The sequence below is a fragment of the uncultured Aquimarina sp. genome, assembly GCF_947495315.1.
Lineage (GTDB): Bacteria > Bacteroidota > Bacteroidia > Flavobacteriales > Flavobacteriaceae > Aquimarina.
This window is the reverse complement of sequence record NZ_CANLYD010000003.1, coordinates 123143-148293: the sequence shown is the minus strand read 5'-3', so window position 1 is coordinate 148293 and position 25151 is coordinate 123143. Positions and strand designations below refer to the sequence as shown.

At 32.9% G+C, this 25151-nt stretch carries 18 protein-coding genes; 7 read left to right on the top strand and 11 right to left on the bottom strand.

The features are described from left to right. Nucleotides 1-71: 71 nt before the first annotated feature. On the top strand, nucleotides 72-1196 hold the full coding sequence (locus Q0910_RS06465) for a porin (protein ID WP_299213747.1): 1125 nt from the start codon (nucleotides 72-74) through the stop codon (nucleotides 1194-1196). A gap of 66 nt (nucleotides 1197-1262) precedes the next feature. On the opposite strand, the gene Q0910_RS06460 is transcribed toward Q0910_RS06465, so the two are convergent. Beyond that, nucleotides 1263-1877 carry a DUF1684 domain-containing protein gene (locus tag Q0910_RS06460; RefSeq protein ID WP_299213745.1) on the bottom strand — a complete coding sequence of 205 codons (615 nt, stop codon included), beginning with the start codon at nucleotides 1875-1877 and terminating at the stop codon, nucleotides 1263-1265. A gap of 126 nt (nucleotides 1878-2003) precedes the next feature. On the opposite strand from Q0910_RS06460, the gene Q0910_RS06455 reads away from it, so the two are divergent. Further along, on the top strand, nucleotides 2004-3233 hold the full coding sequence (locus tag Q0910_RS06455) for an MFS transporter (protein WP_299213743.1): 1230 nt from the start codon (nucleotides 2004-2006) through the stop codon (nucleotides 3231-3233). Between the two features lie 11 nt (nucleotides 3234-3244). After that, nucleotides 3245-4006: a DJ-1/PfpI family protein gene (locus tag Q0910_RS06450; protein ID WP_299213741.1), complete on the top strand. Its 762-nt coding sequence runs from the start codon at nucleotides 3245-3247 to the stop codon at nucleotides 4004-4006. A gap of 725 nt (nucleotides 4007-4731) precedes the next feature. Here Q0910_RS06450 and Q0910_RS06445 read toward each other — a convergent pair. From Q0910_RS06445 to Q0910_RS06425, 5 genes are all read right to left on the bottom strand, one after another. Next, nucleotides 4732-6117: a hypothetical protein gene (locus Q0910_RS06445; RefSeq protein ID WP_299213739.1), complete on the bottom strand. Its 1386-nt coding sequence runs from the start codon at nucleotides 6115-6117 to the stop codon at nucleotides 4732-4734. A 115-nt stretch (nucleotides 6118-6232) separates the two neighbouring features. Then, nucleotides 6233-7051, bottom strand: coding sequence for a mechanosensitive ion channel family protein (locus tag Q0910_RS06440; RefSeq protein ID WP_299213737.1), 819 nt, complete (start codon nucleotides 7049-7051; stop codon nucleotides 6233-6235). A 214-nt stretch (nucleotides 7052-7265) separates the two neighbouring features. Further along, nucleotides 7266-8864, bottom strand: coding sequence for an alanine/glycine:cation symporter family protein (locus Q0910_RS06435; protein WP_299213735.1), 1599 nt, complete (start codon nucleotides 8862-8864; stop codon nucleotides 7266-7268). Between the two features lie 104 nt (nucleotides 8865-8968). Further along, on the bottom strand, nucleotides 8969-10114 hold the full coding sequence (locus Q0910_RS06430) for a hypothetical protein (RefSeq protein WP_299213733.1): 1146 nt from the start codon (nucleotides 10112-10114) through the stop codon (nucleotides 8969-8971). 50 nt (nucleotides 10115-10164) lie between these two features. Then, nucleotides 10165-10611, bottom strand: coding sequence for an Lrp/AsnC family transcriptional regulator (locus Q0910_RS06425; protein WP_118461594.1), 447 nt, complete (start codon nucleotides 10609-10611; stop codon nucleotides 10165-10167). A gap of 105 nt (nucleotides 10612-10716) precedes the next feature. Between Q0910_RS06425 and Q0910_RS06420 the strand changes: the two genes are divergently transcribed. After that, complete coding sequence (locus Q0910_RS06420) at nucleotides 10717-11100, top strand: hypothetical protein (protein WP_299213731.1); 384 nt, start codon at nucleotides 10717-10719, stop codon at nucleotides 11098-11100. 3 nt (nucleotides 11101-11103) lie between these two features. Here the strand turns inward: Q0910_RS06420 and Q0910_RS06415 are convergent, their stop codons facing one another. The 3 genes from Q0910_RS06415 to Q0910_RS06405 form a co-directional block, all read right to left on the bottom strand. Continuing rightward, nucleotides 11104-12282 carry a hypothetical protein gene (locus Q0910_RS06415; RefSeq protein WP_299213729.1) on the bottom strand — a complete coding sequence of 393 codons (1179 nt, stop codon included), beginning with the start codon at nucleotides 12280-12282 and terminating at the stop codon, nucleotides 11104-11106. Then, nucleotides 12279-13607, bottom strand: a complete 1329-nt coding sequence (locus tag Q0910_RS06410) for an amidohydrolase family protein (protein ID WP_299213727.1) — start codon at nucleotides 13605-13607, stop codon at nucleotides 12279-12281. Before Q0910_RS06410 ends, Q0910_RS06415 begins: the two co-directional genes overlap by 4 nt. A gap of 380 nt (nucleotides 13608-13987) precedes the next feature. Next, nucleotides 13988-17422: a methylmalonyl-CoA mutase family protein gene (locus Q0910_RS06405; protein WP_299213725.1), complete on the bottom strand. Its 3435-nt coding sequence runs from the start codon at nucleotides 17420-17422 to the stop codon at nucleotides 13988-13990. 275 nt (nucleotides 17423-17697) lie between these two features. On the opposite strand from Q0910_RS06405, the gene Q0910_RS06400 reads away from it, so the two are divergent. Next, a complete protein-coding gene (locus Q0910_RS06400) occupies nucleotides 17698-20310 on the top strand; it encodes a zinc-dependent metalloprotease (RefSeq protein WP_299213723.1) in 2613 nt (870 codons plus the stop codon). A gap of 207 nt (nucleotides 20311-20517) precedes the next feature. Beyond that, nucleotides 20518-21372, top strand: coding sequence for a formyltetrahydrofolate deformylase (gene purU, locus Q0910_RS06395; RefSeq protein ID WP_299213721.1), 855 nt, complete (start codon nucleotides 20518-20520; stop codon nucleotides 21370-21372). 146 nt (nucleotides 21373-21518) lie between these two features. Here purU and Q0910_RS06390 read toward each other — a convergent pair whose 3' ends face one another. Then, nucleotides 21519-22982, bottom strand: a complete 1464-nt coding sequence (locus tag Q0910_RS06390) for an ankyrin repeat domain-containing protein (RefSeq protein WP_299213719.1) — start codon at nucleotides 22980-22982, stop codon at nucleotides 21519-21521. Between the two features lie 204 nt (nucleotides 22983-23186). Next, entirely contained in the window at nucleotides 23187-24143 is a 957-nt protein-coding gene (locus Q0910_RS06385) for an MBL fold metallo-hydrolase (RefSeq protein WP_299213717.1), read from the bottom strand. Between the two features lie 36 nt (nucleotides 24144-24179). Here Q0910_RS06385 and Q0910_RS06380 point away from each other — a divergent pair, with 36 nt between their 5' ends. Continuing rightward, nucleotides 24180-24899: a DUF4197 domain-containing protein gene (locus Q0910_RS06380; RefSeq protein WP_299213715.1), complete on the top strand. Its 720-nt coding sequence runs from the start codon at nucleotides 24180-24182 to the stop codon at nucleotides 24897-24899. Nucleotides 24900-25151: the final 252 nt, after the last annotated feature.

Sequence of the window (25151 nt, the reverse complement as noted above, 5' to 3'; positions counted from 1 at the left end):
TGGGGTAAAAATGTTTTAACATAGTTTTACAGCTCCAATTAAAAACAAATTAATACCAATTAATGTTTATTATGAAAACAAAAACCGTAACAAAACTTTTTAACAAAGTATGTCTTTTTTCTTTAGCGCTAATTAGCTTTACGTCAATTGCACAAGAGGAGGAAGAAAAAAAATGGTTCGATAACTTTTCTGTTAACGGATCCGTAGATGGATATTTTAGATATAATTTTGGAGCGCAAAATGACAATTCTACAGCACCAGCAACTTCTTTTGCTAATGAATCTGGATTTGCCTTAGGTATGGCTAATATAATTCTTGGTTATGAAGGAGAAAAAGTAGGATTTGTAGCTGATCTTGTTTATGGTCAAAGAGGAGAAGATGCAGTATTTAATTCTGAGGATTCTGCGCAAATTGTTAACCAATTATATGCATACTGGAACGTAACTGAAAAATTCAAGCTTACTTTTGGTAATTTCAATACGTTTCTTGGATATGAAGTAATCTCTCCAACTGGAAACTTTAACTATTCTACTTCTTATATGTTCTCTTATGGACCTTTCTCTCATACAGGACTGAAGGCTGATTTTGCAATTAATGATAATTGGTCGGCAATGGTAGCAGTTATGAATCCAACAGATTATACAGAAAACAATCCGTTCGACACTTATATTTTTGGAGCTCAGGTAGGATATTCTGCTGATAATGGTAGTGCTTACCTGAACTTCAGATATGGAAACGAAGGAGAACCGGGAGAAGTAGGACCTACATTTCAAGCTGATTTAACTACAGGATGGGATCTTGCAGAAAAATTTTATTTAGGAGTTAATGCAACATATTTAACCACAGAAGATCAAGGAGATGCCGATGCATCTGGATTTTATGGTGTTGCATTATACCCACAATTTAAGGTTGCCGAAAAATTCACTTTAGGATTGAGAGGAGAGTATTTTGCTCAATTTAACGGTGGGTTAATTGTTGTCGATGGTGCTGATATCTCAACTCCTTTTGGCGTAGATTCAGAACTAGATGGTAGTGTTATTGCTGCTACCTTAACAGGAAGTTACGATATTGGAAATCTTACACTAAAACCTGAGTTAAGATTGGATTCAACATCGGAAGATACCTTTTTAGATAATGATGGAGAATTGACAAAAAGTCTTTCGTCTTTTGTTCTTGGAGCCATCTATAAGTTTTAATATATTATAGTTTAATATATTGTTTGTTTATGCTAAAAGCGCTCTGATGATTTCAGAGCGCTTTTTTTATTTATTTGCTTCTTGTTTATTATACTTTTTAACACCTACAGGAATCTCTAATTCTAAGTGGTTTTCTTCTGGAGGAATGGGACAAGAATATCTGGCACTATAAGCACAATATGGATTATAAGCAGTATTAAAATCAATTAGAATCATATCATCTTCTGGGATTTTAAGATCTATAAAACGTCCTCCTCCGTAACTAGTTTCTCCATTACTTAAATCGGTAAAAGGAAGAAAAAGATAATCCTCATACTCAGGTTGGGTTTTTAACCCTTGACTTTGATATATATTCAATATCCATTCTTTTTCCTGGAGCACAAAATGAGCTTCGCCATATTTTACATACACCGGTTCTCTATTTGTAGTTGTTTTCATAATAAAAGGAGTTTCGTATGGTGTACGAATGAACTTAGCCAAAATACTATACGAAGTATCAACATCAAAAAAGTCTAACTCCTTAAATGTTTTAAAATCTTTTGGTGTTAACGGCGATTTTTCTTCAGAAGCGAACTCTTTATTAAGCTCTTCCTGAAATGCCAATATTTTTTTAATGGTTGTAGAATCCTGAGCCCCTATATGACTAAAGAATAGCATTAGTAAAAAAGATAATCTGTACACTGTCCCCTATTTTTTGCAAAAATACAAAGCATTAGTAATAAACACGTTAATATTCTCTAAAATTGTATATAGTTTTTCGACAAAAAGTTACTTTTATCTGTTATTAATAAACCAACCACTAATACATTGAATAAACTTTTACTAAATTATATAGATACTTTTTCGGGTTTATCAAAAGAAGTTTGGTGGTTAGCACTTATTACTTTAATTAACAGAATGGGGGCTATGGTGATACCTTTTTTATCATTGTATCTTTCTGATGACTTATGCTTTTCATTCGGTCAGATAGGCTGGGTAATGACGAGCTATGGTTTAGGTTCTTTATTAGGTGCGTGGATCGGTGGTAAATTAAGTGATCATATTGGGTATTATAAAGTAATTTTGGGATCTCTTTTATTAACAGGTATTTCATTTTTTATTGTCCAATATTTTTCCAGTTTCTGGAGTATCTGTATCAGTTTTTTTGTTCTTATCGCGATCGCGGATGCTGCACGTCCGGCATTTTTTGTTGCATTAAGTGCATATAGTAAACCTGAAAACAAAACAAGATCATTAACTTTTATAAGGTTAGCCATAAACCTAGGATTCTCAATGGGCCCCGCTTTGGGAGGTTTAATCATTGCTACCGTAGGTTATTCTGGGTTATTTTGGATAGATGGAATTACGTGTATTCTTGCCGGTTTTATTATGATTAAAACATTACATCCCAAAAAAGCCAGAATACTAGATAAAGAAGTTGTAGTAGACAATCCCACTCCTGCTTATAGAGATGGAATTTATATCCTTTTTCTTATCGCATTAACTTTATTTGGATTTATATTTGTGCAATATTTCTCGACGATTCCTCTGTATTATAAAGAAGTGCACTTTTTATCCGAAAGGAATATAGGATTAATATTAGCATTAAACGGAGCATTAATTTTTATTTTTGAAATGCCTTTAATAGCATATCTAGAGTCTACCTCATTTTCCAAAATCGGTAGTGTAATTAGTGGATTTATCCTTACTGGAATTAGTTTTATATTGTTATTAGTTACTCCTTGGGTAGGTATTGTTGTTATTGGTATGATCATAGCAACGATCGGAGAAATGATTTCGTTTCCTTTCGGAAATGCATTCGCCTTAGATAGGTCTAAGAGAGGAAGACAAGGTGCTTATATGGGTATGTATAGCATGTCTTTTTCTTTAGCTCATATATTTGGACATAACTCAGGTATGCAATTTATTAATCAATATGGTTACAATAATGCTTGGTTATTAATGGCTGGAATTGCAGCAATTGGTACATTTTTATTGTTTATTGTAAAACTAAAAGTGAGTAAAGAAGATACTAAGCATACATTAAAACCTATTTAAGAAACAATATTATGAAGCGCATATTATATATTATTATATCAATAACATTTATTGGCTGTCAAGAAAAAAGCCAAGAAAAACCTATCCAAAATCCAGAAAAGTCTATTGAAATCGTCGAAAACAAAAAGACATTCCCTAAACTAGAACCTAACCGTTATAATGTAGCTTTCCTAATAATGAATGGCACGTATAACACCGAATTTACTGCGCCTTTTGATATTTTTCAGCATACACAATATCGCAAAAATATTAAGCAGATGAATGTTTTTACAGTAGCAAACACTGATGCTCCTATTACAACTTTTGAAGGTGTGAAGATCATACCTGATTATAATTATTTAAAAGATTCTTTACCAAAAATTGATATTCTGGTTGTACCCTCTGCAGAACATCATCTAGATACAGATTTAGAAGATACAGCTATGATTAATTTCGTAAAAAAAGTAGATCAAACTGCTATCTATATGACTTCACATTGTGATGGAGCTTTTGTCTTAGCTAAAGCCGGAATACTAAACAATGTAGTTTCTACAACCTTTCCGAGTGATATAGATAAAATGCGTGATATGTTTCCTGATCTGGACGTAAGAAAAGATGTTTTATTTGTTCATGATGGAAAATACATTACTTCTGCTGGTGGTGCCAAAAGTTTTGAGGCGGCTTTATATTTGTGTGAATATCTGTACGGAGCAGAAATTGCAAGATCATTAGCCGGAGGACTTGTAATTGACTGGAAATTAGAACAAGTACCGCATTTAGTAATTTCGAAATAGGTGATAAGCTGATTAGAAATATAAAAGCGCTCCTTTTACAGAACGCTTTCATCAATTTTAGGGCAAATTACGCACTCTCTTTAGCTTCCAGATTTGGGGTCTTTCAGACTAATGTCCTCACACCTAACAGGCCCTGACGTATTCCAAACTAAAATTTTAAATCCGTACCGTCATACAGTTTAAAATGTTAATTCTGGCCATACATCATAGTGTTTTTAAGTTGATGTAAATATATTGTAAAAAAATTGTTAATACAAAAAAAATAGCGATAAAAAACATAAATATTCGATGAAATACACAAAAATCCTGTTTTTTTACTTTTCACAGCCTTCAGAAAGAAGTCATCACTTTGTTTTTCGTTTACTAATTCCCTGATTTAGCATGAAATAAAAAAAGAAGGTATCAAAAAAAAAGCAACCTTATGCAAAGGTCGCTTTCTGTTATCGGGTAAATTATGTACTCTCTTTAGTTTTTAGATTTGGGGTCTTTAGACTAATGTCCTCACACTTAATTTATCCCAATGTGCATTCCAAATTAAAATTTCAAATCCATATCGTCATATTTCTTGATATGTTAATTTGTATAATACACATCATGTATATTTTACGTGTTATAAAGATATATTAATTTTTACACGAAAACCGTAACAAATTAAAAAGTTATTAACAAAATAACGATTAAGTGTTTATTAATATCGCTGAAATACACAATTACTTATTAAACCATTAATCGAACATAAAGTATTTTGAAGTTCCTAAATACTTTTTGATAACATTATTATACTCTTTGGATATTCTTAAAGCTAAGGTGCCTTCTATGTTATAAAGTGGTTCTAGTTCCTTATATCCATTCTGAAGCATTTTTTCTAAATAAAAAAGTGCAGTTGTATTATCTTGATCTATAGCGCTTAGAGAAATAATTTTTCGATAGGATTCAAAATCATTTTTATCAACTATAGTGCTTAAAATATTTACAAATATTTTTCTGTCTATTTCTTTTTCTTCTTTAACTGTATCCTTTTTATAATCTATTAATACATTCTTTAGGAAATCTTTTATTCTCAGTACCATAGTACTTGCATATTTTTCTTTGTTTTTTGTTAACTTATCAAGCTCACTCATCCTATACTGCCACCAACCTAAATTATCATATTGATTAAGTTCTATATCTTCTTCTAACGACAAGATAAATGTCTGTCGCAATAATTTTTCTTTAGTATGATATTTAGATCTAAGTCTTTTCTCTTTTTTGTAGCTATCTACCTTTCTTATCACCTTCTGTTCTTCTTTAAGTTGATCAACATCAAAAAACAAACGGTATTTACTTCTCATTCTGGTTAACTCATCATAGGCCTCTACATATTTACCTTGCGTTTTCAATAAAGCTACCTCATCAAAATCCTTTTTAAAAATGTTCTTAACCCAAATAGAATCTGTCTGTATTTTACCTTTTAGCATATCTTGTAATGTAAAAGAAGTCAATGCTTTTACCATTAAATCTTCTGAAGGGAGTTCTTCATTTCCCTGATACGTATAAACATCTGAGGTTATAGCTTTCCTTCTTAAGTACTTTTTCGTATTAAAAAAGTCTTGATACCTAAAATTTTTATTACCCACCATTCCGATATAAGAAAAATCCCTTCGTACTTTGACAGACTCATTATAGTAATAACTATTCCCCACCGCTATCACTCCATTAAATTCCTTATATACAAGTGGCAATAGACTATTTAAAGGTCCATCATTACCAATCCCTAAGACATAAACTCTTCTTTTTTGAATTGGAAAAAGACTAAAAATATGTTCCATAAAAAAGGCAACATACTTTGATTTGTCATTAATACTTGACTTTTTGGAAAAATTAGTTACCACTACCACAAAACCCAACTCCTCTGCAGCTTTACTAAAAAGAGTTGTTATATTATTAGCATTATTATTAGAGTCAAATCCAAAAAGTATTGGCCAACTTTTATTAAGGTCAAAAGATTTGGGTAGATATATACTATAATAACTTCCTTCACTAGAAGGAACGCTAAGAGAATCAATTACTTTTCCTTTTTTTAGTTTTAATGCGCTTTGACCATACATAAGTGCGCCTGAGCACAGAAACATGCAAAACAGAGTAGTTTTAATAAAATACGATTTCACTTTATAATGTTTTTACTAAACAGAAAGCACAAAAAAAGTGCCATTTGTTTTATTAGCTATAAAAAATTGTGAATTTAAACTAAACTCCAATGCTTCCTAATTCCACACCTTCTGAGTATGCCACTTTGATATTATGCTCACTGAACGCTCTTTTGATCTCCTGATGTGCTATAAAGGTCACTTCCCAAAAGTCATCCGGTTTTACATAAGGTCTTACTGCTATTAAAACACTATGCGAGTCAAAGTTTTCTATTCCTATCTCAGGAATAGGAGTATCTAGTATTTTCTCTATAGGTTTTAATGCCTCCTCGATAATCTTTTTTATTTTAGGAAAATCCTCGCTATACGGCATGGTTACTACTATCTCTAATCGTATCACTCCTTCTTTAGAATAGTTTGTCACCACATCATCTGTGATTTTAGAATTAGGAATAATTAGAATTTTATTACCTGGTGTTTTTACTGTAGTACTAAAAATACCTATCTCTTGTACTTTTCCAAACTTATCATCCACCTCTATCCAATCCATTATTTGATATGGTTTTAGAAACATAATAAGTATACCTGATGCAAAATTACCTAAACTTCCCTGAAGAGAAAGTCCGATTGCAAAACTAACTGCAGCTAAAATTGCTACAAAACCAGAGAGATCAGCACCCAAAATAGAGATGACAATAAAAAGAATAGCGATTTTTAGAATTACTGATATGATAGCGTTAAGAAACGGGCGCATTGTATCTGATATATTCATCCGTTTCAATGCAGCTTCTATCAACTTTAGTATTTTCTTAATAATTTTGAATCCTATCCAAAGTACCAATGCAGCTCCTATAATTCTAGGTGCAAAAAACACGATTTTATCTATAGCAATCTCCAGGTATTCTTGTATTCTCTCCATGAAAGTTTTTAATTATATCTAAAAATAGGAAAAGAAATTCAGTCTTAATTAATATTCATAAAAAAACGCTCGGAGTTTTACTCGAGCGTTTTTCTTATCTTTTTTCCCGTACTATCTTTAGTTCTTTGAACCAATGTCCTCACACAAGATCTTGATAAATTCCATACACTTAAATATTATCAAATCTTATGCCAAAACCCACGAAATAAATATTTCATAAAATTTTATTCTTAGAGATGGCTAGTTTATACTTCTTAAGTTCTTTAGCTACTCTTGGAGCCATTAAAAACAGTCCTATCATATTAGGAACTAACATCGAAAAGATCATAGCATCAGAAAAATCAGTTACAGCGGTCAAACTTGCTGCGGAACCAATAATTACACAGATACAGAATATACTTTTGTAGATATACTCCACATATTTTTTCCTCCCGAATAAATAAGACCAAGCCTGATATCCATAATAAGACCAGGAAATCATAGATGAAAAGGCGAAAAGAATCACCGCCAAGCTTAGGATATATGGGAACCATGAGATCCCGCTTTCTAGTGCATTAGCGGTTAGCAATACTCCTTGTTCATCTGAAATTTCTGTTCCTACCTGAATTTGTCCTGTGATGATCAATACAATAGCGGTCATTGTACAAATCACTACGGTATCAATAAAAGGTTCTAGTAATGCCACTAACCCTTCGCTTGCTGCGTATTTGGTTTTAACAGCTGAATGTGCAATGGAAGCTGATCCGATTCCGGCTTCATTAGAAAAAGCAGCTCTTCTAAATCCCTGTATCATTACCCCAATCATTCCCCCTGTTATTCCTTCTGCACTAAAAGCCCCATCAATAATTGCATAAATCGCATCAGAGATTACTTTATAATTAATAGCTATTACCGTAATAACTGCTACTATATACACCACAACCATAGAAGGCACAATTTTATCGGTAACCTTAGCTATTTTTTTAATACCACCTATAATTACTATTCCTACAAAAATTGCCATTACTAATCCAAACAGCCATCCTTTTCCATAGATAAAACTATTTTCGGCACCTGTTACGTGTTCAAATAGTTTAAATGCCTGATTGGCCTGAAACATATTACCGCCTCCAAAAGATCCACCTACACACATGATTGCAAAAATCACAGCTAATACTTTTCCTAATGTGGTTAATCCTTTCTCTTTTAAACCTTTACTTAAATAATACATCGGACCGCCATAAACGGTTCCGTTTTCGTCAATTTCTCTGTAAGCAACACCAAGTGTACATTCTACAAACTTAGATGCCATGCCTAAAAGTCCAACTAGAATCATCCAAAATGTCGCTCCAGCACCACCGATGGACAATGCAATAGCAACGCCCGCTACATTTCCTAAACCCACTGTAGCTGATAATGCCGCAGTTAATGCTTGAAAATGACTTACTTCTCCATCTTTACCTTCTACCCTAACAGTATCAGGCTGATCTCCTTCTATAGTATGAACTGATTCTGAAACTTCTAAAGTATTCGACGTTTCCAGATCATCATATTTACCTCTAACAATATTTATAGAAGTCCAAAAATTTCTGAAATTAATCCCTTTAAAATAAATAGTAAAATAAGAAGCTCCAAATAACAAAACAATCAATACCCAAGGAATACCAACATGAGAAGTTATAGGGATTTCTGCAAAAATTGCATCTACAAACCAATCTGTAGCATTTTTAAATCCATCATTAATACGTTGATCTAATGATTCTGTATGTACTTCTTGTGCTTTAACATTTGCGTACGCAAAAAGAGAGACGCACATGGCTATGATTTTCTTCATCTGTTTTTAAGTCTTATGATTTCAGACGAAGATTGAATAAAAGAGGGTATTACAAAAGGTTACGCAATGATGAATTTAGAAAATTAGAATGATTAAGCATATACTTAATCAGTGTCTCTATCAGTGATGCTTGCATATTTCAGCAATTGATTGGCTTTTGCAAATGCTATCAATTGTTCCTTACCATCCGCTCCACTAATCTTTAGCACTTTTTTGATTTGATAGATATGGGTTTGAAATCCATCCAAACTAATATTCATCTCCTCTGCAATTTCGGTATATGACTTATTAATACCACAAACTCCAAGATTTCCTAATACTTCTTTTTGTCTATCAGATAGTATTACTCTTGTTGATTCTTCTAGAGAGTTAATTTTTAAATCACTTTCTCTTAGACGTTTTTGTAATGAAGCAATAGTATCCAAATGACTTTCATTTGCCAATTCAAGTTTTGCCTGCTGACCTAGCAGTTGTTCTTTTTCTTTAGTTAGAATTTCTAATTCAGTCTGTTTCACCTCTTTTTCCGAAAGAAATTTCCAACTATACAATAAAATAGAAAATAACAAAATGAACAAAAACTTGAAGGATACACCTGTAATTACACCTAATAGACTCCAAAATTCTTGATCAATAAACGCTATCGCTCTATCCTGAGGTATAATTCTATGTGTAACTGCGATAACTATAAGTACAAATAATATGAAACAAGGAAACACCATAAACTTCATGTTTCGGTTTGCAAAGGCTTTATTAAGTTCATTTAATAGGGCAAATGCTACAATTAATGAAATTGGAATATCTATAAGCCAAATAAAATTATTACTGATTTCTGTATTACTATAAGAAGTAACTATAAAGACAAAGGCAATCATCATGAGTACTCCACTAAAAAGGGTAACAAACTCTTTCTCTGAAAATCGCTGTACTAATCTAACAATAATATTGCGTTCTTTCTGATGCTCTATTGAGGGTAAAGAAAGTAATATACTAAGAGAATTAGCCAAAGAGATTAATACACCTAAATAAATAACAACTTTATGGGTAGTTCTAATTTCGATTAATTGAACTAGCACAATATTAATGAGAGCACCCAATCCCCATAAAAAAATTGCAAAACCAAACCATTTAATACCACTTATAGATATTGAAGATTGGCTTTTGATTTTTTCATTGTAGTAAATCCTATGAATTACAAAAGCAGTAATCAAGCACACGATTGCAGTAACATAATATTCTAAGGTAACGTACATAACATTCTAAAGATAGTATATATTTTATTTGTCTAGTGGTTTAGATTACTTTAGTCCTTTCTATTAAGAATCGGATTATTTTCTACTACATTAGATAAAATAATATGAGTTTTAGCCTCTCCATAGGTTATCAATCTATCGATAAAACCCTGGAGATGAACTTGATCTTCTAAAACTACTTCCATAATTATATTTTCGTTACCCGTAATTCGATAACAATTAAGTACTTCACTAAATTCCGATATTTTGGACAAAAACGGTTTTAGACGTCCCATAAAAGCTCGCAAAGTAATAATCGCCTTTAGCTGATATCCAGTTTTAGCATATGAGACTTTGGTTGTATATCCTTCTATAATGCCATAATCTTCCATTTTTTTTATTCGTTCTGCAACAGCGGGTGAACTTAGTCCGACGTTCCTACCAATTTCAGCATTAGTTAACCTTGCATTTTTCTGTAATAAGTGAAGGATTTTCCAGTTTGTAATGTCCATTATTATTTAAATCAAAAAACTTAATTTACTTTATTTTCTAAAGCAAATTAACCATTTTACCTTAAAGTAAAAAGCAATATCTCCTCAAATACTCTTAATTTTGGATTAACCATGGAATCAAACCCTAAAAATATAAGACTTTATAAAAAAGCTCTCGAAATACTCATATTATCTAAGAGTGTTTCTAAATATCTTGTTCATGATTTGGCTCCATTAGAAAAAAACGGAAACGAAAATCAATTTATTTATTTTACCGGAGACATTGTCAAAGATTCTGATTCCTTAGTTCCTGAAATCATTAAAGCAGAGAATCAGACTTTTCAGGATGATCGTTTAAAACACGCTATTTCTCTTGAAAGTCTTACAAACAAACTTTACAAAAATTGCGAAAGACTAGAGCGTTCAGAAAGTAATGGTAAGGATTTTGTTAGACTGCTACGCAAAGAGCTAAAAAAATTCAAAAGACTTCAGCATAACTGGATGATGTCTTTATAACCTTTAATGGTAGATCAACTTTCTAATTTTATCAGCAAGTTCTTTCTGTTTCTTATTGGATTGATATAGATTAGGATTGCTCATGGAGTACGCTACAGCAAAAATCTGAAACCTTAATCTTTCTAACATTTCTTTTGTTTGTGGGTCTTCTTTTTCGTCTAGTTTTTCTAATTCCCCTAGTTCCTTCTCCCACCAGGAGAGATCAATTTTATCTGGGTTTTTATAATCTTCAAAAAGACGTGTAGTAAACTTTTTTGTTAAAATAACTTCTTTCTCAAATGCCTTAGAGACCGATTTTAATAATTTTTTATACACTTTACTTTTGTGGATTGCTTTTAGAGTATTCACGATACTATCCAACTTATAAAACGAATTATAAGTAGTTAAGGCTCTTTCATAATTTTCTACCGCTATTATCAACTTACCTTCTTTTTGAGCTTCTAATGCAATATCATAGACTTTTTGATAGCTTTTGTAAATTTCCGGAGCTTCTTTTTTCTTAATTCTCTGCAGATGTGCCTGAATTTCCAACCAATCAAATGCTTTTAAAACTTGATCAGCCGGTGGCCAACTATGATTACCATCATAGGTAATCAAGGTATTTGTGAAATTTAAATGTTTCAGATATCCTTTTGCACGAATCATTTCCTGATAATTCATATCCTTATTACCACAAACTCCAACATATGCAAAATTCTCAGTACTTGGAACATGAGATGATTCTTGTGAAAAACCGGCTCCACAACCAATAACACCTGCTACTTGGTTTGTTAATACTGCAATCGCAGAAGCTAAACGAGATCCGCCAGAGAAACCTGATAAATACACTTCATTTTGTTTAATTTTGAAGTTCCCAAGCATAAATTCGAACAAACGATTGGTGATATCAAAATTACGATCATATGGACCATTCCTCGTATTATTAGAACAAACTAATATATACCCATAGGTCTCGGAAGCTTCAATAAATGGTTGTATTCCTCTCTGACCTTCTGCTCCAGGATCAAAAATAAAAACGACTGGAGATTCTAAACCAGGATTAAACGATTTAGGAAGATACATAGCAAAAGTTTCATTTGTCTTGTCTGAAACCAAAACGGAGTCTATAAGCTTTCCGGTTTCATAAGTTTGGGCAAAAGTAGTTACACCAATACAGAACATAACTATTTGTTTGAAAATCATTTATATCTTTTACCGTGTTTAATCACAATATCTACATCTTGTAATAGATTAATATGCCTTATAACATCTCCTTTTACTGCTATAATATCAGCATATTTACCTTCGGTAATAGTACCCACCTTATCAGAGACTCCCATCCAAACGGATGGCCAATAGGTAGCCGCTTTTATAGCATACATAGGGTCAATTCCAAATTCATTTACCCACACATCCAATTCATTCCAAGTAGATTGACTATGAAACTTCATAGGAATACCACTATCAGTACCAATCATGAGTACAACTCCGGCATCCATTAATTGTTTGATTTTAGTTTCTAATGTAGGTTTGCGTAAAGGTGTTAACTGAAAATACGGTAAACGGTCCTTATGAGTAAAGCTATTTTTTATATCGGCTACTATCGTATCGTGCAATCCTCGATGCCATGAATCATTATCCAGATGTTCTCCGTTATCTCTTACATACTCATAATTATATAAACCCTCTACAGTTGGACACCAAAACAATGGACCAAGATTCATCTGTGCTGTTCGTTCTTTTATAGCCTCCATTACATCATCAGGATATCTAGGAGCAGATGATAAACCTGTATGTTCGAAACAATCCACATTAGCTTGAAGTCCAGCTCTTATCTCTTGAGGTCGATGTCCGTGAGCAACAACCTTCAGATTATATTTATGAGCAGTGTCTACTACAGCTTTCAATTCTGCAGTAGTCATTTGATCCTGATCAATTAGTTTTACACAATCCACACCTGCATCAGCCAATTTCTTAATTTTCTTTTTAGCATCCTCTACTCCATTAATTCCCCAACGAAAAGCTTCAGTTCCCGGATAGGGTTTCTTTTGGATAAACGGTCCTGAAACATATAACGTAGCTCCCGGAATTTCTCCTTTATTAATTCGATCTCTAACAGAAATACTTTCTTTAAGAGGAGCTCCAAGATCTCTAGCGCTGGTTACTCCGGCCATTAATAATTGCTCTGCGGAAGAAGGCATAATCACATTTTCTAGTAATGGAGGATATGTTTTATCCCAATATGAATAATCTGCATGACCATTAATCATCGTATGTACATGCATATCCCAAAGACCAGGTAGCACAGACATCCCTTCTGTAGAAATTACTTCTGCATTCTTAGGTACTTTTAAGTTGGCTACTGTACCTATAGCTTTGATTTTATCATTCTCTATAATAATGACACTATTTTTTATAGGAGTGGCTCCAAAACCGTCGATTAATGTTCCTCCAACTAATGCTTTTAATGAATTTTGTTGTGCAAAGGTACTACCGCAGATAAGTAGCATTATGAGTATTCTTTTCATGATGAGTTGTGTTTCTCTAAAGATAGGAAAACTAAGAGAAAAGAAAAATCCCGTTTTAGAACGGGATTTTAATAATTTTTAGTTTCAATTAAATTTTCTAAGTAAATAGATCGCGCAATCTCAAAGTTCTGAGGGGTAAGCTATTCACATAATATAGATCCCAAAACAAGTCTGGGATAAGCGATTCACACATCCCATAATCTAGCCTTCGAGACTAAATTAGATCCCGCAATCTCTTCGTTCTGCGGGATAAGCGATTCACACACCCCATAATCTAGCCTTCGAGACTAAATTAGATCCCGCAATCTCTTCGTTCTGCGGGATAAGCGATTCACACAACATCTACTGCGCTTTGCAGCTTGCAGATGTTGGTTCTCTGCTTACATATTTCTACGATACTGTCCTCCTACTTCGAATAATGAAGAGGTAATCTGACCTAAAGAGCATTTTTTACATACTTCCATTAACGCTTCAAAAATATTTTGATTCGTAATTGCTCTTTCTTGTAAATCTTTTAGCAATTCTGAAGTTTTGTCCACATTCCCTTTCTGTAATTCATTAAGCATTGTAATTTGATACTGCTTTTCTTCTTCTGTTGCACGAATTACTTCTCCTGGAGTTACCGTTGGAGAACCTTTAGAACTTAAAAATGTATTTACTCCAATTATCGGAAACTCTCCGTTATGCTTTAAGGTTTCGTAATACAAACTTTCTTCTTGTATTTTGCTACGCTGGTACATCGTTTCCATCGCTCCTAGCACTCCACCGCGTTCTGTAATCCTATCAAATTCTGTTAATACTGCTTCTTCAACTAAATCAGTTAATTCTTCTATAATAAAAGATCCCTGAATTGGGTTTTCGTTTTTGGCTAACCCTAATTCTTTATTGATAATCAACTGTATAGCCATCGCTCTACGCACAGATTCTTCTGTAGGTGTAGTAATAGCCTCATCATAGGCATTGGTATGTAATGAATTACAGTTGTCATAGATTGCGTATAACGCTTGTAATGTTGTACGTATGTCATTGAAATCAATTTCTTGCGCATGTAATGAACGACCAGATGTCTGAATATGGTACTTAAGCATCTGTGCCCTTGCATTAGCTCCATACTTATCCTTTAAAGCTTTTGCCCAAATTTTACGAGCAACTCTACCAATCACAGCATATTCCGGATCAATACCATTAGAGAAAAAGAAGGATAAGTTTGGTCCAAACTTATTAATATCCATACCTCTACTTAGGTAATATTCTACATACGTAAATCCGTTAGCTAATGTTAGCGCTAACTGAGTAATTGGATTTGCTCCCGCTTCGGCAATATGATATCCTGAAATAGAAACAGAATAAAAGTTACGAACTTGCTTTTCTATAAAATATTCTTGTACATCTCCCATTAATCGCAGTGCAAATTCCGTAGAGAATATACAAGTATTCTGTGCCTGGTCTTCTTTTAAGATATCCGCTTGTACCGTTCCACGAACAGTATTCAAGGTTGTTGCCTTAATTTCTGCATATACATCAGCTGGTAACACCTGATCACCGGTTACTCCTAACAGCATTAACCCTAATCCGTCATTACCTTCAGGAAGTTCTCCCTGATACGCTGGACGTGCCACGCCTTTGTCTTTATATATTTTCTCGATTTTAGCTTGTACCTCAGCTTCAAGGTCATTTTCCTTGATGTATTTTTCACAGTTCTGATCGATTGCAGCATTCATAAAAAATCCTAGCAACATCGGAGCAGGACCATTAATAGTCATACTAACAGATGTCATTGCATGGGTAAGATCAAAACCAGAGTATAGTTTTTTAGCATCATCCAAACAACAAATCGAAACTCCAGCATTCCCAATTTTACCATAAATATCTGGTCTATGATCAGGATCATTCCCATAAAGTGTAACCGAGTCAAAAGCTGTTGACAAACGTTTTGCCGGCATTCCTAAACTCACATAATGAAAACGTCTGTTGGTTCTCTCTGGACCACCTTCTCCAGCAAACATACGTGTAGGATCTTCTCCAGTACGCTTAAAAGGATATAATCCAGATGCAAAAGGAAACTCACCAGGAACATTCTCTTGCAAACACCATTTTAAGATATCACCCCAAGCTTGATATTTTGGCAATGCCACTTTAGGAATCTGACTATGTGATAAAGATTCGGTATGTGTTTCTATTTTAATTTCTTTATCTCTTACCTTAAAGGAGTAAATAGGATCTTTGTATTTCTGCACTTTTGCTGCCCAGCCAGTTATTACCTCCCAATTATGAGGATCAAGGTTTAGTTTTACCCGATCGAACTCGGCTAATAATAATTTTAAGAAATCTGTATTTTCATTGTTCTTAACTTTTCTAAGGCTTTCTTCATCAATACCATTTTTAGATAAGTCTAAGAAATCTAAATTCGCAACACTACAAATGGTTTTATAAATTCCATATAATCTCTGTGCAACTTCTACTTGTTTATCCGCAGTTTTATCGTAGGCTCTATTATTTTCTGAAATTTCAGATAAGTATCGTGTCCTACTTGGTGGTATTACAAATATCTTCTCAGACATTTCTTTAGAGATATGGAAATCGGATTTTAGATCAGCTCCTGTTTTCTCTACCACCTTATCCATGATCGCTTTATAAAGCGTATTCATTCCAGGATCATTGAACTGTGAAGCTATAGTTCCGTACACAGGCAAATCATCTTGCGGAACATCCCATAACTGATGATTACGCATGTATTGTTTTTTCACATCTCTTAGCGCATCTAGAGAACCTCTTTTATCGAATTTATTGATTGCTACTAAATCTGCAAAATCAAGCATATCAATCTTCTCTAACTGAGTAGCCGCTCCAAACTCTGGAGTCATTACATAAAGCGACGTATCACTATGTTCTAAAATTTCGGTATCAGATTGTCCGATACCCGAAGTTTCTAGAATAATAATATCAAACTCTGCCGCTTTTAACACTTCAATAGCCTCTGCAACATATTTAGATAATGCCAAATTAGATTGCCTCGTAGCTAGTGAACGCATATATACTCTAGGCGAGTTTATAGCATTCATGCGAATACGATCTCCTAACAAAGCCCCTCCTGTTTTACGTTTAGATGGATCGACAGAAATCAATCCTATTGTTTTATTAGGAAAATCGATTAGAAACCTTCGTACTAACTCATCTACTAAAGAAGATTTTCCTGCTCCACCCGTTCCTGTAATACCTAAAACTGGTGTTTTTGATGTTTTATTTTTTTCATGGATTTGATCCAGCGTGTCTTTAGCAATGTCAGGAAAATTCTCCGCAGCAGAAATTACACGAGCAATAGACCCAATTTCTTTATCAGCTAAATGATCCACCTCTCCATTAAGGTTATCTCCAATAGGAAAATCCGATTGTTTAACCAAATCATTAATCATACCCTGTAATCCCAATGCTCTTCCATCGTCAGGAGAATAGATACGAGTGATTCCGTAATCCATTAAATCCTTAATCTCTTCCGGTAGGATTACTCCTCCTCCTCCACCGAATATTTTAATATGCGTTGCTCCCTTTTCTTTAAGCAAATCATACATATATTTAAAATACTCATTATGACCTCCTTGATACGAAGTCATCGCAATAGCATTAGCATCTTCTTGAATTGCACAATTCACTACCTCTTCTACACTTCTATCATGACCCAAGTGTATGACTTCTACTCCAGTAGATTGGATAATACGACGCATAATATTAATGGCCGCGTCATGCCCATCAAATAATGATGCTGCAGTTACAATTCTAACTTTATTTTTTGGCTTATAAGGTGCTATTTGTTCCATTGACAATAAAAAGTGTTTTTAGAGGTGCTAATTTACGAAATACGCACCAAAAACGATTATTTTTTTAGAATTATATAATTTATTTAACCTGATTAGTTATTTCATTATTTATAGTTCAAAGTTAACACTTATTCTTTTCTAAATCTTGTAACAAAACACAATTACACTGCGTAAATAGCTGCTAATAATATGTTAACACATTTGTTAAACACTTTTTTACTATATAAGGAAAATGATATCTTCCGAAATTATTGAAAACAAATACATTTTAAAAAATGAAAATTACATCATCAAAAAACAAATTATTTCTCTTATCGCTTGTGTTCGTTTTAGGATTTGGAATCCAGAATGCGGAAGCACAACGTAAGAAAAAGAAAAAATCAAAAAAGGGAGAAACTGAACAGGTGGATGCACCTAAAAAGGACTCCAAAGAAAAATCTATTGAAGATCTTACCAAAAAGAGTGAGAAAATTGAGGGTTTATTTACAATGTACCGAGATACTATTGATGGTACGACCAAAATGCTGATTAAAAAAGATCAAATTGGAAAAGAATTTATTTATTTCAGTCAGATTGCAGATGGAGTGCTAGAAGCAGGTGCTTTTAGAGGAGCTTATATGAATAATAAAGTTTTTAAAATCGAAAAACATTACAATAAGATTGAATTTGTAACTCAAAACGTTTCTTATTACTTTGATGAAAACAATGCCTTATCTAAAGCCTCTAATGCCAATATTAGTGAAGGAATCATGGCAAGTTTAAAAATCGAAGCTTTAGATGAAGAAAAAGGATTATATCTAATAAAATCAGATGATCTTTTTCTAAAGGAGACTTTTGAACAAATTAAGATGCCTAATTTCCCAGGGCAATCACCATTTGCTTTTAAAATAGGTTCTCTGAGTAAAGAAAAAACTAAAATTAAGACTATTAAAAATTATCCAGAAAATCTGAATATTAATAGTCACTATGTATATTCAAAATCTAATATACTTAATGGGGGTTCTGAAGCAGTAACTGACGGTAGAAATGTTACTATTAAAGTAGAGCATAGTTTAATTGCAATGCCTGAGAATGATTACAAACCAAGATTTGATGACCCAAGAATTGGTTATTTCTTTACACAAGTAACCGATATGACTTCTACAAGTCCAACTCCTTATAGAGATCTGGTACATCGCTGGAATTTAGTTAAGAAAGATCCAAGTCAAGCAATTTCTGAACCTGTACAACCAATCGTATGGTGGATGGAAAATACAACTCCTGTAGAGTTTAGAGAAACCATTAAAGAAGCTGTATTAGAATGGAACAAAGCATTCGAAAAAGCCGGTTTTAAAAATGCAATGGTCGTAAAATTACAACCGGACGATGCTACTTGGGATGCAGGAGATATTAGATACAATGTATTAAGGTGGACATCTTCCCCAAGACCACCATTTGGTGGATATGGACCTAGTTTTGTAAATCCTAGAACAGGAGAAATTATGGGTGCAGATATTATGCTAGAGTATGTATTTCATACCAACCGTGTAAAATATGACAGATTGTTTAATCTTACTGCCAATGATCAATTAGAAACGGATAACTACCCGACAATGATCAAAGACAAACATTTATATTGCTCATATGGTCATGTAATGCAAGAGAACTCTTTATTCGGACAAGCTGCTCTTACCGCTTATGGAGCAAATGATAACGAAATGAAAGGCATGAAAATGGAAGCTATGAAAGAGCTTATCATGCATGAAGTGGGTCATACATTAGGACTAAATCACAATATGAAGGCAAGTCAGTTATTCTCACCAGAACAATTAAATAATCCAGAATTTATCAAAGACAAATGTCTTACTGGGTCTGTAATGGACTATACTGCAATTAATGTTACAAACGACAAATTAAATCAAGGACATTATTTTTCTACAACTGTAGGACCTTATGATAAATGGGCAATTCAATTTGGATATACTCCAGTAAATTCTGAAAGCGAACTGGAAAAAATCGCCAGTCAATCTACTAAACCTGAATTAATTTTTGGTAATGACGCAGATGATATGCGTGCTCCAGGAAAGGCAATTGACCCAAGAGTAATGATTGGTGATATGTCTAACGATCAAATAACATATTCTATCAATAGAATGGAGTTAGTGAATGATATGATGGGAGAAATCAAACTAAAATTCAGTAAAAAAGGAGAATCTTATCAGGAGTTAAGACAAGCCTATTATATCTTAAGAAGTCAATATGGTCAAGCAGGAAATGTGATTTCTAGATTTATTGGCGGAGTTTATGTAGATAGAAGTATGGTAGGACAAGATGCTGCAGCTAAGCCATACACTCCTGTTAGCTATGAGGATCAAAAAAGAGCGATGGGTGCCTTAAAAAAGTACGTATTTGCACCAGATGCATATAAAGCTCCAAATGATTTATATAATTATATCGCTATGCAACGAAGAGGATATAATTTCTTTGGTGGTCCCGAAGATCCGAAGATCCATGATCTTGTGCTTGCTTATCAAAAAAGAGTATTGGATCACATCATACACCCTAATACTTTGCAACGTATTACTGACTCAGAATTATATGGTAATGAGTACAAATTATCAGAATTTATGACAGATCTAAACAATGCTATTTTCCAAGCGGATGCTGCAGGTTCGATAAATACATTTAGACAAAACCTTCAATTAGAATATACAAATAGACTTATCAATGTAGTCTCTAAGTCAAGCCCTAAAGGACCAAAATATACGTATGCTTCTAAATCTATGGCATTGTATAACTTAAAAAGAATAAGATCTATGGTTTCTAATGGTACAGGAAACAAATTATCTAAAGCACATAAAGATCATTTAAGAACATTGATAAACAATGTGATCGAGGACATCAAATAATTTCCACCAAATATTAAATTCGTAAAGGCTGATTATTACTAAAATCAGCCTTTATTTTTTGCAAATAATTTAGAAAAATCAAGCTTATGCTTTAAATTATTTAAAAACGATGAATCCACTCCATCTTTGTAAGAAATTATTACAATATTTACCTTCTTATATAGTAAGTTTATATCCGGAAAACAGAACCCACAATCTAATTAACCTATGAAAAAAACAACCTTACTCATCAACTGTTTGGATAAAAAGGGAATCATAGCCACGGTAACCAATTTTATTTTAGCTAAAAAAGGAAACACAGTGTATATCGAACAACACGTGGACAGAGAATTAGGTGAGTTTTTTATGAGATTAGAATGTGAGTTTGACCAGGATGAAGAAAAACTAGCATTGTTTAAAGAATCTTTTAATAAAGTAGTTGCCGATAATTATAATATGCATTGGGAGATGTATAACGCCGAAAAGAAGTCGAAAATGGCGCTTTTTGTTTCTAAGTATGATCATTGCTTATACGACATCTTAGGAAGACATGCTTCTGGAGAACTTCCAGTGAAAATTCCAATCATTATTAGTAATCATCTGGATCTAAAACCGATTGCAGATAATTTTAACATCCCTTTTAAACACATATCTGTTAATAAATCTAATAAAGAACAGGCTGAAGCTGAACAAATAGCATTATTAAAAGAACACAAAGTAGATTTCATTGTTTTAGCCAGATATATGCAAATTCTTTCTGAAAAATTTGTGGATCAGTTTCCTAATAAAATTATCAACATCCATCATTCGTTTTTACCAGCTTTTCCAGGTGCAAAACCATATCACTCTGCGTATGAGCGAGGTGTAAAAATAATTGGTGCAACCAGTCATTATGTTACCACTGACCTTGATGAAGGACCAATCATAGAACAAGAAATAGTGCGAGTCTCCCATATACATAATGTACACGATTTTATTCTGAAAGGTCGTGATCTGGAAAAGATCGTTTTATCACGAGCCATAAAGCATCATGTAGAAAGAAAGGTATTAGTCTATAATAACAAAACAGTTATTTTCTCTTAACTCAAATATGTCATCAGTATTTGTGAACTGATATCCTTCATTTTGCAAACGAATACTTTCCATATTATTTTTATAAAATAAGTGAATAAGTTGCCTGTATTTTTGTTTTTGAATTCCTAAAATATTAAAACCAGGTATACTAATTTTTATAAATATTTATGTTGTTTTAACCATTTCACCATTTTGGGATGTATCTCATGTCGTGGCAATTTTCTAAGCGGTTTTGTCTTTGCGCCTTTCTGAATAAGCAGGGTAACCATCTCTGTATGGTTCTTTAAAACAGCTACACATAACGGTGTTTCTAAATATACGCCTCTGCGCGATCCTAGCTCAATAGGTGTTTTGTTCTCTAATAATATTTTTGCTGCTTCTATCGCATTCTCTTCCGCAGCTATCATCAAAGGTGTCTTATGAAAATAATTTGATATAGTAGGATCTGCACCGTGATTTAACAATAACTTTATAATAGTTTCATTATTTTCCTTAATAGCAGATATAAGAGGTGTTACTCCAAAACCAAATACTTCAGTATTCTGAAAATTAATATCTGCTCCAGCTTCAAGAAGTATTTTTATTAAGCTGATATTATTTCTAATAATTGCCATATTCAAAGCAGAGAAACCTAATTCAGAAGTAGTATTTACTTCCTCTCCTATTTGAAGTAAATGTTTTACTAATGGAATATCTTCTTGAGAACAAGCTTCTACTATAGATACCCTTTCTAACCCTTCGATATCATCAATTTTAAATTCTCTGGAATCTGTTGATTTTTCTTGTAGCTTCTCTTCTAAAATATTTTCCTTAAAACTTGTAGGTATCTCCACAGCTTCTTGTGAAGTAATACTTTCTTTTACCGAATCTGAAGCAACAGATTTAAAATCTTTCTTTTTAAGATACTTTATACTTTGTTTAAAATACTTTGCAATAGTTTTATCTAAAAATGTAACATAGTTAATAGATTCTCCACGCTTTAAAGATAAATACGCCATAGCATACGCAATAACTTGATCTGGCAAATATCCCTGCTTACTCATTTTCCAGATATTATTAAATCCTATTTGCTCCGAAGAAAAATTAAATTTTGAGTTCCCTATAAAAATCTCAAAACCATATACGATAGCCAAAAGATCTGTTAGATACTCATCATTATCCTTAATCCAATGTTCTCCCAAAAGTAATTGATGTGACAATTCATGAGCAATTGTAGCGATTAGGGATTCTGGTTTATTAAGTTGATCATTAGCTATAAAAATGGTAGTTATACCATCTACGTTTTGATACATTCCTGTAGCACTTTTCCATCTCCCATTGATATCAGCTGGTGTTGTAAGAATTCTTCCATCTTTCGTTTTTACAGATCCCGAATTAAATAATTCCACCTGAATATTAACATTTTCTATATTCATCAGTTTCATGATCATATTCAGTAAAAGCCTCACATCCGATATAGTACCTTCAAACTCCCTTTGAAAATAAGGATGAGTTGGTAATACAGTTCTTATTTTAGCTTCCCTTTCTCCTATTTTATCTTCAAGAAATGTAATACTTTCTTCAACCCATTTTTTATCTTCTAGAGTAATAGGTAATTTCAAGTCTTTTTTCCAAAACATATGTAATCCTCTATGTTATTTTATCACAACCCTAAAGATAAGTCGAAACATCATAGTACTACACCCTGTTTTCGGTGATTTTATGTTTCAAATCTTACTGTTAGAACTTATAGCTTTAAGTCACTTCAAAGTACTTTAAGAAAATGGACTAAATGAATAGTAAAGTCTTTATAGAATACATAGATAATCAAGTTTATAGTTTTCTCATAATGGAAAAATATCACCGGTATTTGCAAACTGATATCCTTCTTTTTCTAGTTGCATTCTTTTTTTGTTATTCTTATGAATCAAAGGGTTCGAGTGATTAAAATGAATAAAGACAATCTTAGATTTTATCTCTTTTAATTCATTTTTGAACAATTCAATAGTTTCCTGAACAAACGGATGAGGAACCTCTAACATAGGTCTTGGAATCTCCCCATCTTTAAAAAAAGTGGCATCAATAAATGCATAATCCACCTTTTTGATTTCATCAATAATATTTTTATTCCATAATGACCATTTATTAATATCAGGAATAAATAGTGCTGATTTATTTTTGCCTTTGATTCTATAACCAACGGTCTCAGAAAATTCATCTCGATGTGGAACAAGAAATGGTGTTATTTCTATATTTTCAGTAATGGCAACAGAAATTTCATTTTCTAATGAATTGATTTTAATGTTTTGCAAATCCACTAATTGAGACCAAGGCCCATTATTTTCCAAAAACCATTTCATTTTTGGCATTGCGAATACATTAATATCTTTTGATCCCATGGCTTCTCTCCCAAAATATATAAGACCTGTATAATGACCAATATGTGCATGGGTTAAGAATACTCCGTCAATAATTTTCTCGTGATGTAAATATCCTTCATCTAGCATAGCTAATTGTTCAGGTAAATCTGGAGTAGCTTCTATTAAAAACTTCTTTTTTTTCTGTTGGTCTATGATCCCTAAAGAAACAACGAGTTCCTTTGCGAATTCACCTTCTTTAACACCTTTAAACTCCTCCGTATTATTAATATGAGGATAGCCTCCATCCTGAGCAATTCCTAAAACAGTTATGTATTGATCAAAATTATCAGATACCTTTACCTCTACTTTTGCTAGATCTTCTCTATTTTTACAGGAAATGATTAAGATAGATAGTATGAAAAAAATTAACTTTGAATTCATATTAAATGATTATCATCTCAAATCTAATAAGAAATTATGAAAAGAATTTTTTTAGTACTAGTTATATTTCAACTATCAAGTTGCGCAGAACTTCAACAAGTAATAGAGAGTCTTCCTCAGGAAACCACTGGAGCAATAGGACTTAGTAATATTGATATAGGTAATGGTCTTAGACAAGCATTAGATAAAGGGATCGATAAGCAAGTAACTAAGCTTACTCAAAAAGACGGATTTTTTAGAAATGAATTGGTAAAAATTGTATTACCTGATGAATTACGAAAAGTAGATAAAGCATTAAGGGATATCGGTCTTGATAATCTAGCAGATGAAGGTCTTAAAGTTCTTAATAGAGCAGCTGAAGATGCAGTAAAAGAAGCTACACCTATTTTTGTAAATGCTGTAAAGCAAATAACATTTAATGATGCTAAACAAATCTTACTAGGTAATAATAATGCCGCAACGGAATATCTAAAAGGTACTACTAAGACAGCTCTGTATTCAAAATTTAATCCTGTTATTAAAAACTCACTATCTAAGGTAGGAGCCGATCGTGTTTGGTCAAATATCATTAATAAATACAACGCTATTCCTTTTACCAGCAACGTAAATCCAGATCTTACAGACTACGTAACTAGTGAGGCCTTAGATGGAGTATACACTATGATTGCAGTAGAAGAAGGAGAAATCAGAACTAAACTTAGTTCTAGAACTACGGATTTATTACGTAAGGTTTTTGCACTTCAGGATGGAAAATAATTGATGAAAGAATAGACGTACAACACCTGCTTTTTATCGAATCAAATGTTAATTTTAACGATTTTTTAATTTTTCACAGAAACTCACACTTTTGTCTGTTTTGCTATTATAATAACAAATAATTTTACGATTCATTAAGAATAAGGGAATTTACCTCTTGAATACATTTTGATATTCTCAAGACAAACCCATCATTTATAGGAGGTTATTCTGATGTAGGGGTGTTTTTACTACGGGATTAACGTAATTTCG

Coding starts and splice junctions, on each gene's coding strand:
- Q0910_RS06430 (WP_299213733.1), bottom strand. CDS start 10,114: ATGTACGTTACCTTAGAATATTATGTTACTGCAATCGTGTGCTTGATT.
- Q0910_RS06385 (WP_299213717.1), bottom strand. CDS start 24,143: ATGAATTCAAAGTTAATTTTTTTCATACTATCTATCTTAATCATTTCC.
- Q0910_RS06465 (WP_299213747.1), top strand. CDS start 72: ATGAAAACAAAAACCGTAACAAAACTTTTTAACAAAGTATGTCTTTTT.
- Q0910_RS06405 (WP_299213725.1), bottom strand. CDS start 17,422: ATGGAACAAATAGCACCTTATAAGCCAAAAAATAAAGTTAGAATTGTA.
- Q0910_RS06440 (WP_299213737.1), bottom strand. CDS start 7,051: ATGGAGAGAATACAAGAATACCTGGAGATTGCTATAGATAAAATCGTG.
- Q0910_RS06390 (WP_299213719.1), bottom strand. CDS start 22,982: ATGTTTTGGAAAAAAGACTTGAAATTACCTATTACTCTAGAAGATAAA.
- Q0910_RS06450 (WP_299213741.1), top strand. CDS start 3,245: ATGAAGCGCATATTATATATTATTATATCAATAACATTTATTGGCTGT.
- Q0910_RS06445 (WP_299213739.1), bottom strand. CDS start 6,117: ATGTTTCTGTGCTCAGGCGCACTTATGTATGGTCAAAGCGCATTAAAA.
- Q0910_RS06400 (WP_299213723.1), top strand. CDS start 17,698: ATGAAAATTACATCATCAAAAAACAAATTATTTCTCTTATCGCTTGTG.
- Q0910_RS06410 (WP_299213727.1), bottom strand. CDS start 13,607: ATGAAAAGAATACTCATAATGCTACTTATCTGCGGTAGTACCTTTGCA.
- Q0910_RS06435 (WP_299213735.1), bottom strand. CDS start 8,864: ATGAAGAAAATCATAGCCATGTGCGTCTCTCTTTTTGCGTACGCAAAT.
- Q0910_RS06420 (WP_299213731.1), top strand. CDS start 10,717: ATGGAATCAAACCCTAAAAATATAAGACTTTATAAAAAAGCTCTCGAA.
- Q0910_RS06380 (WP_299213715.1), top strand. CDS start 24,180: ATGAAAAGAATTTTTTTAGTACTAGTTATATTTCAACTATCAAGTTGC.
- purU (WP_299213721.1), top strand. CDS start 20,518: ATGAAAAAAACAACCTTACTCATCAACTGTTTGGATAAAAAGGGAATC.
- Q0910_RS06415 (WP_299213729.1), bottom strand. CDS start 12,282: ATGATTTTCAAACAAATAGTTATGTTCTGTATTGGTGTAACTACTTTT.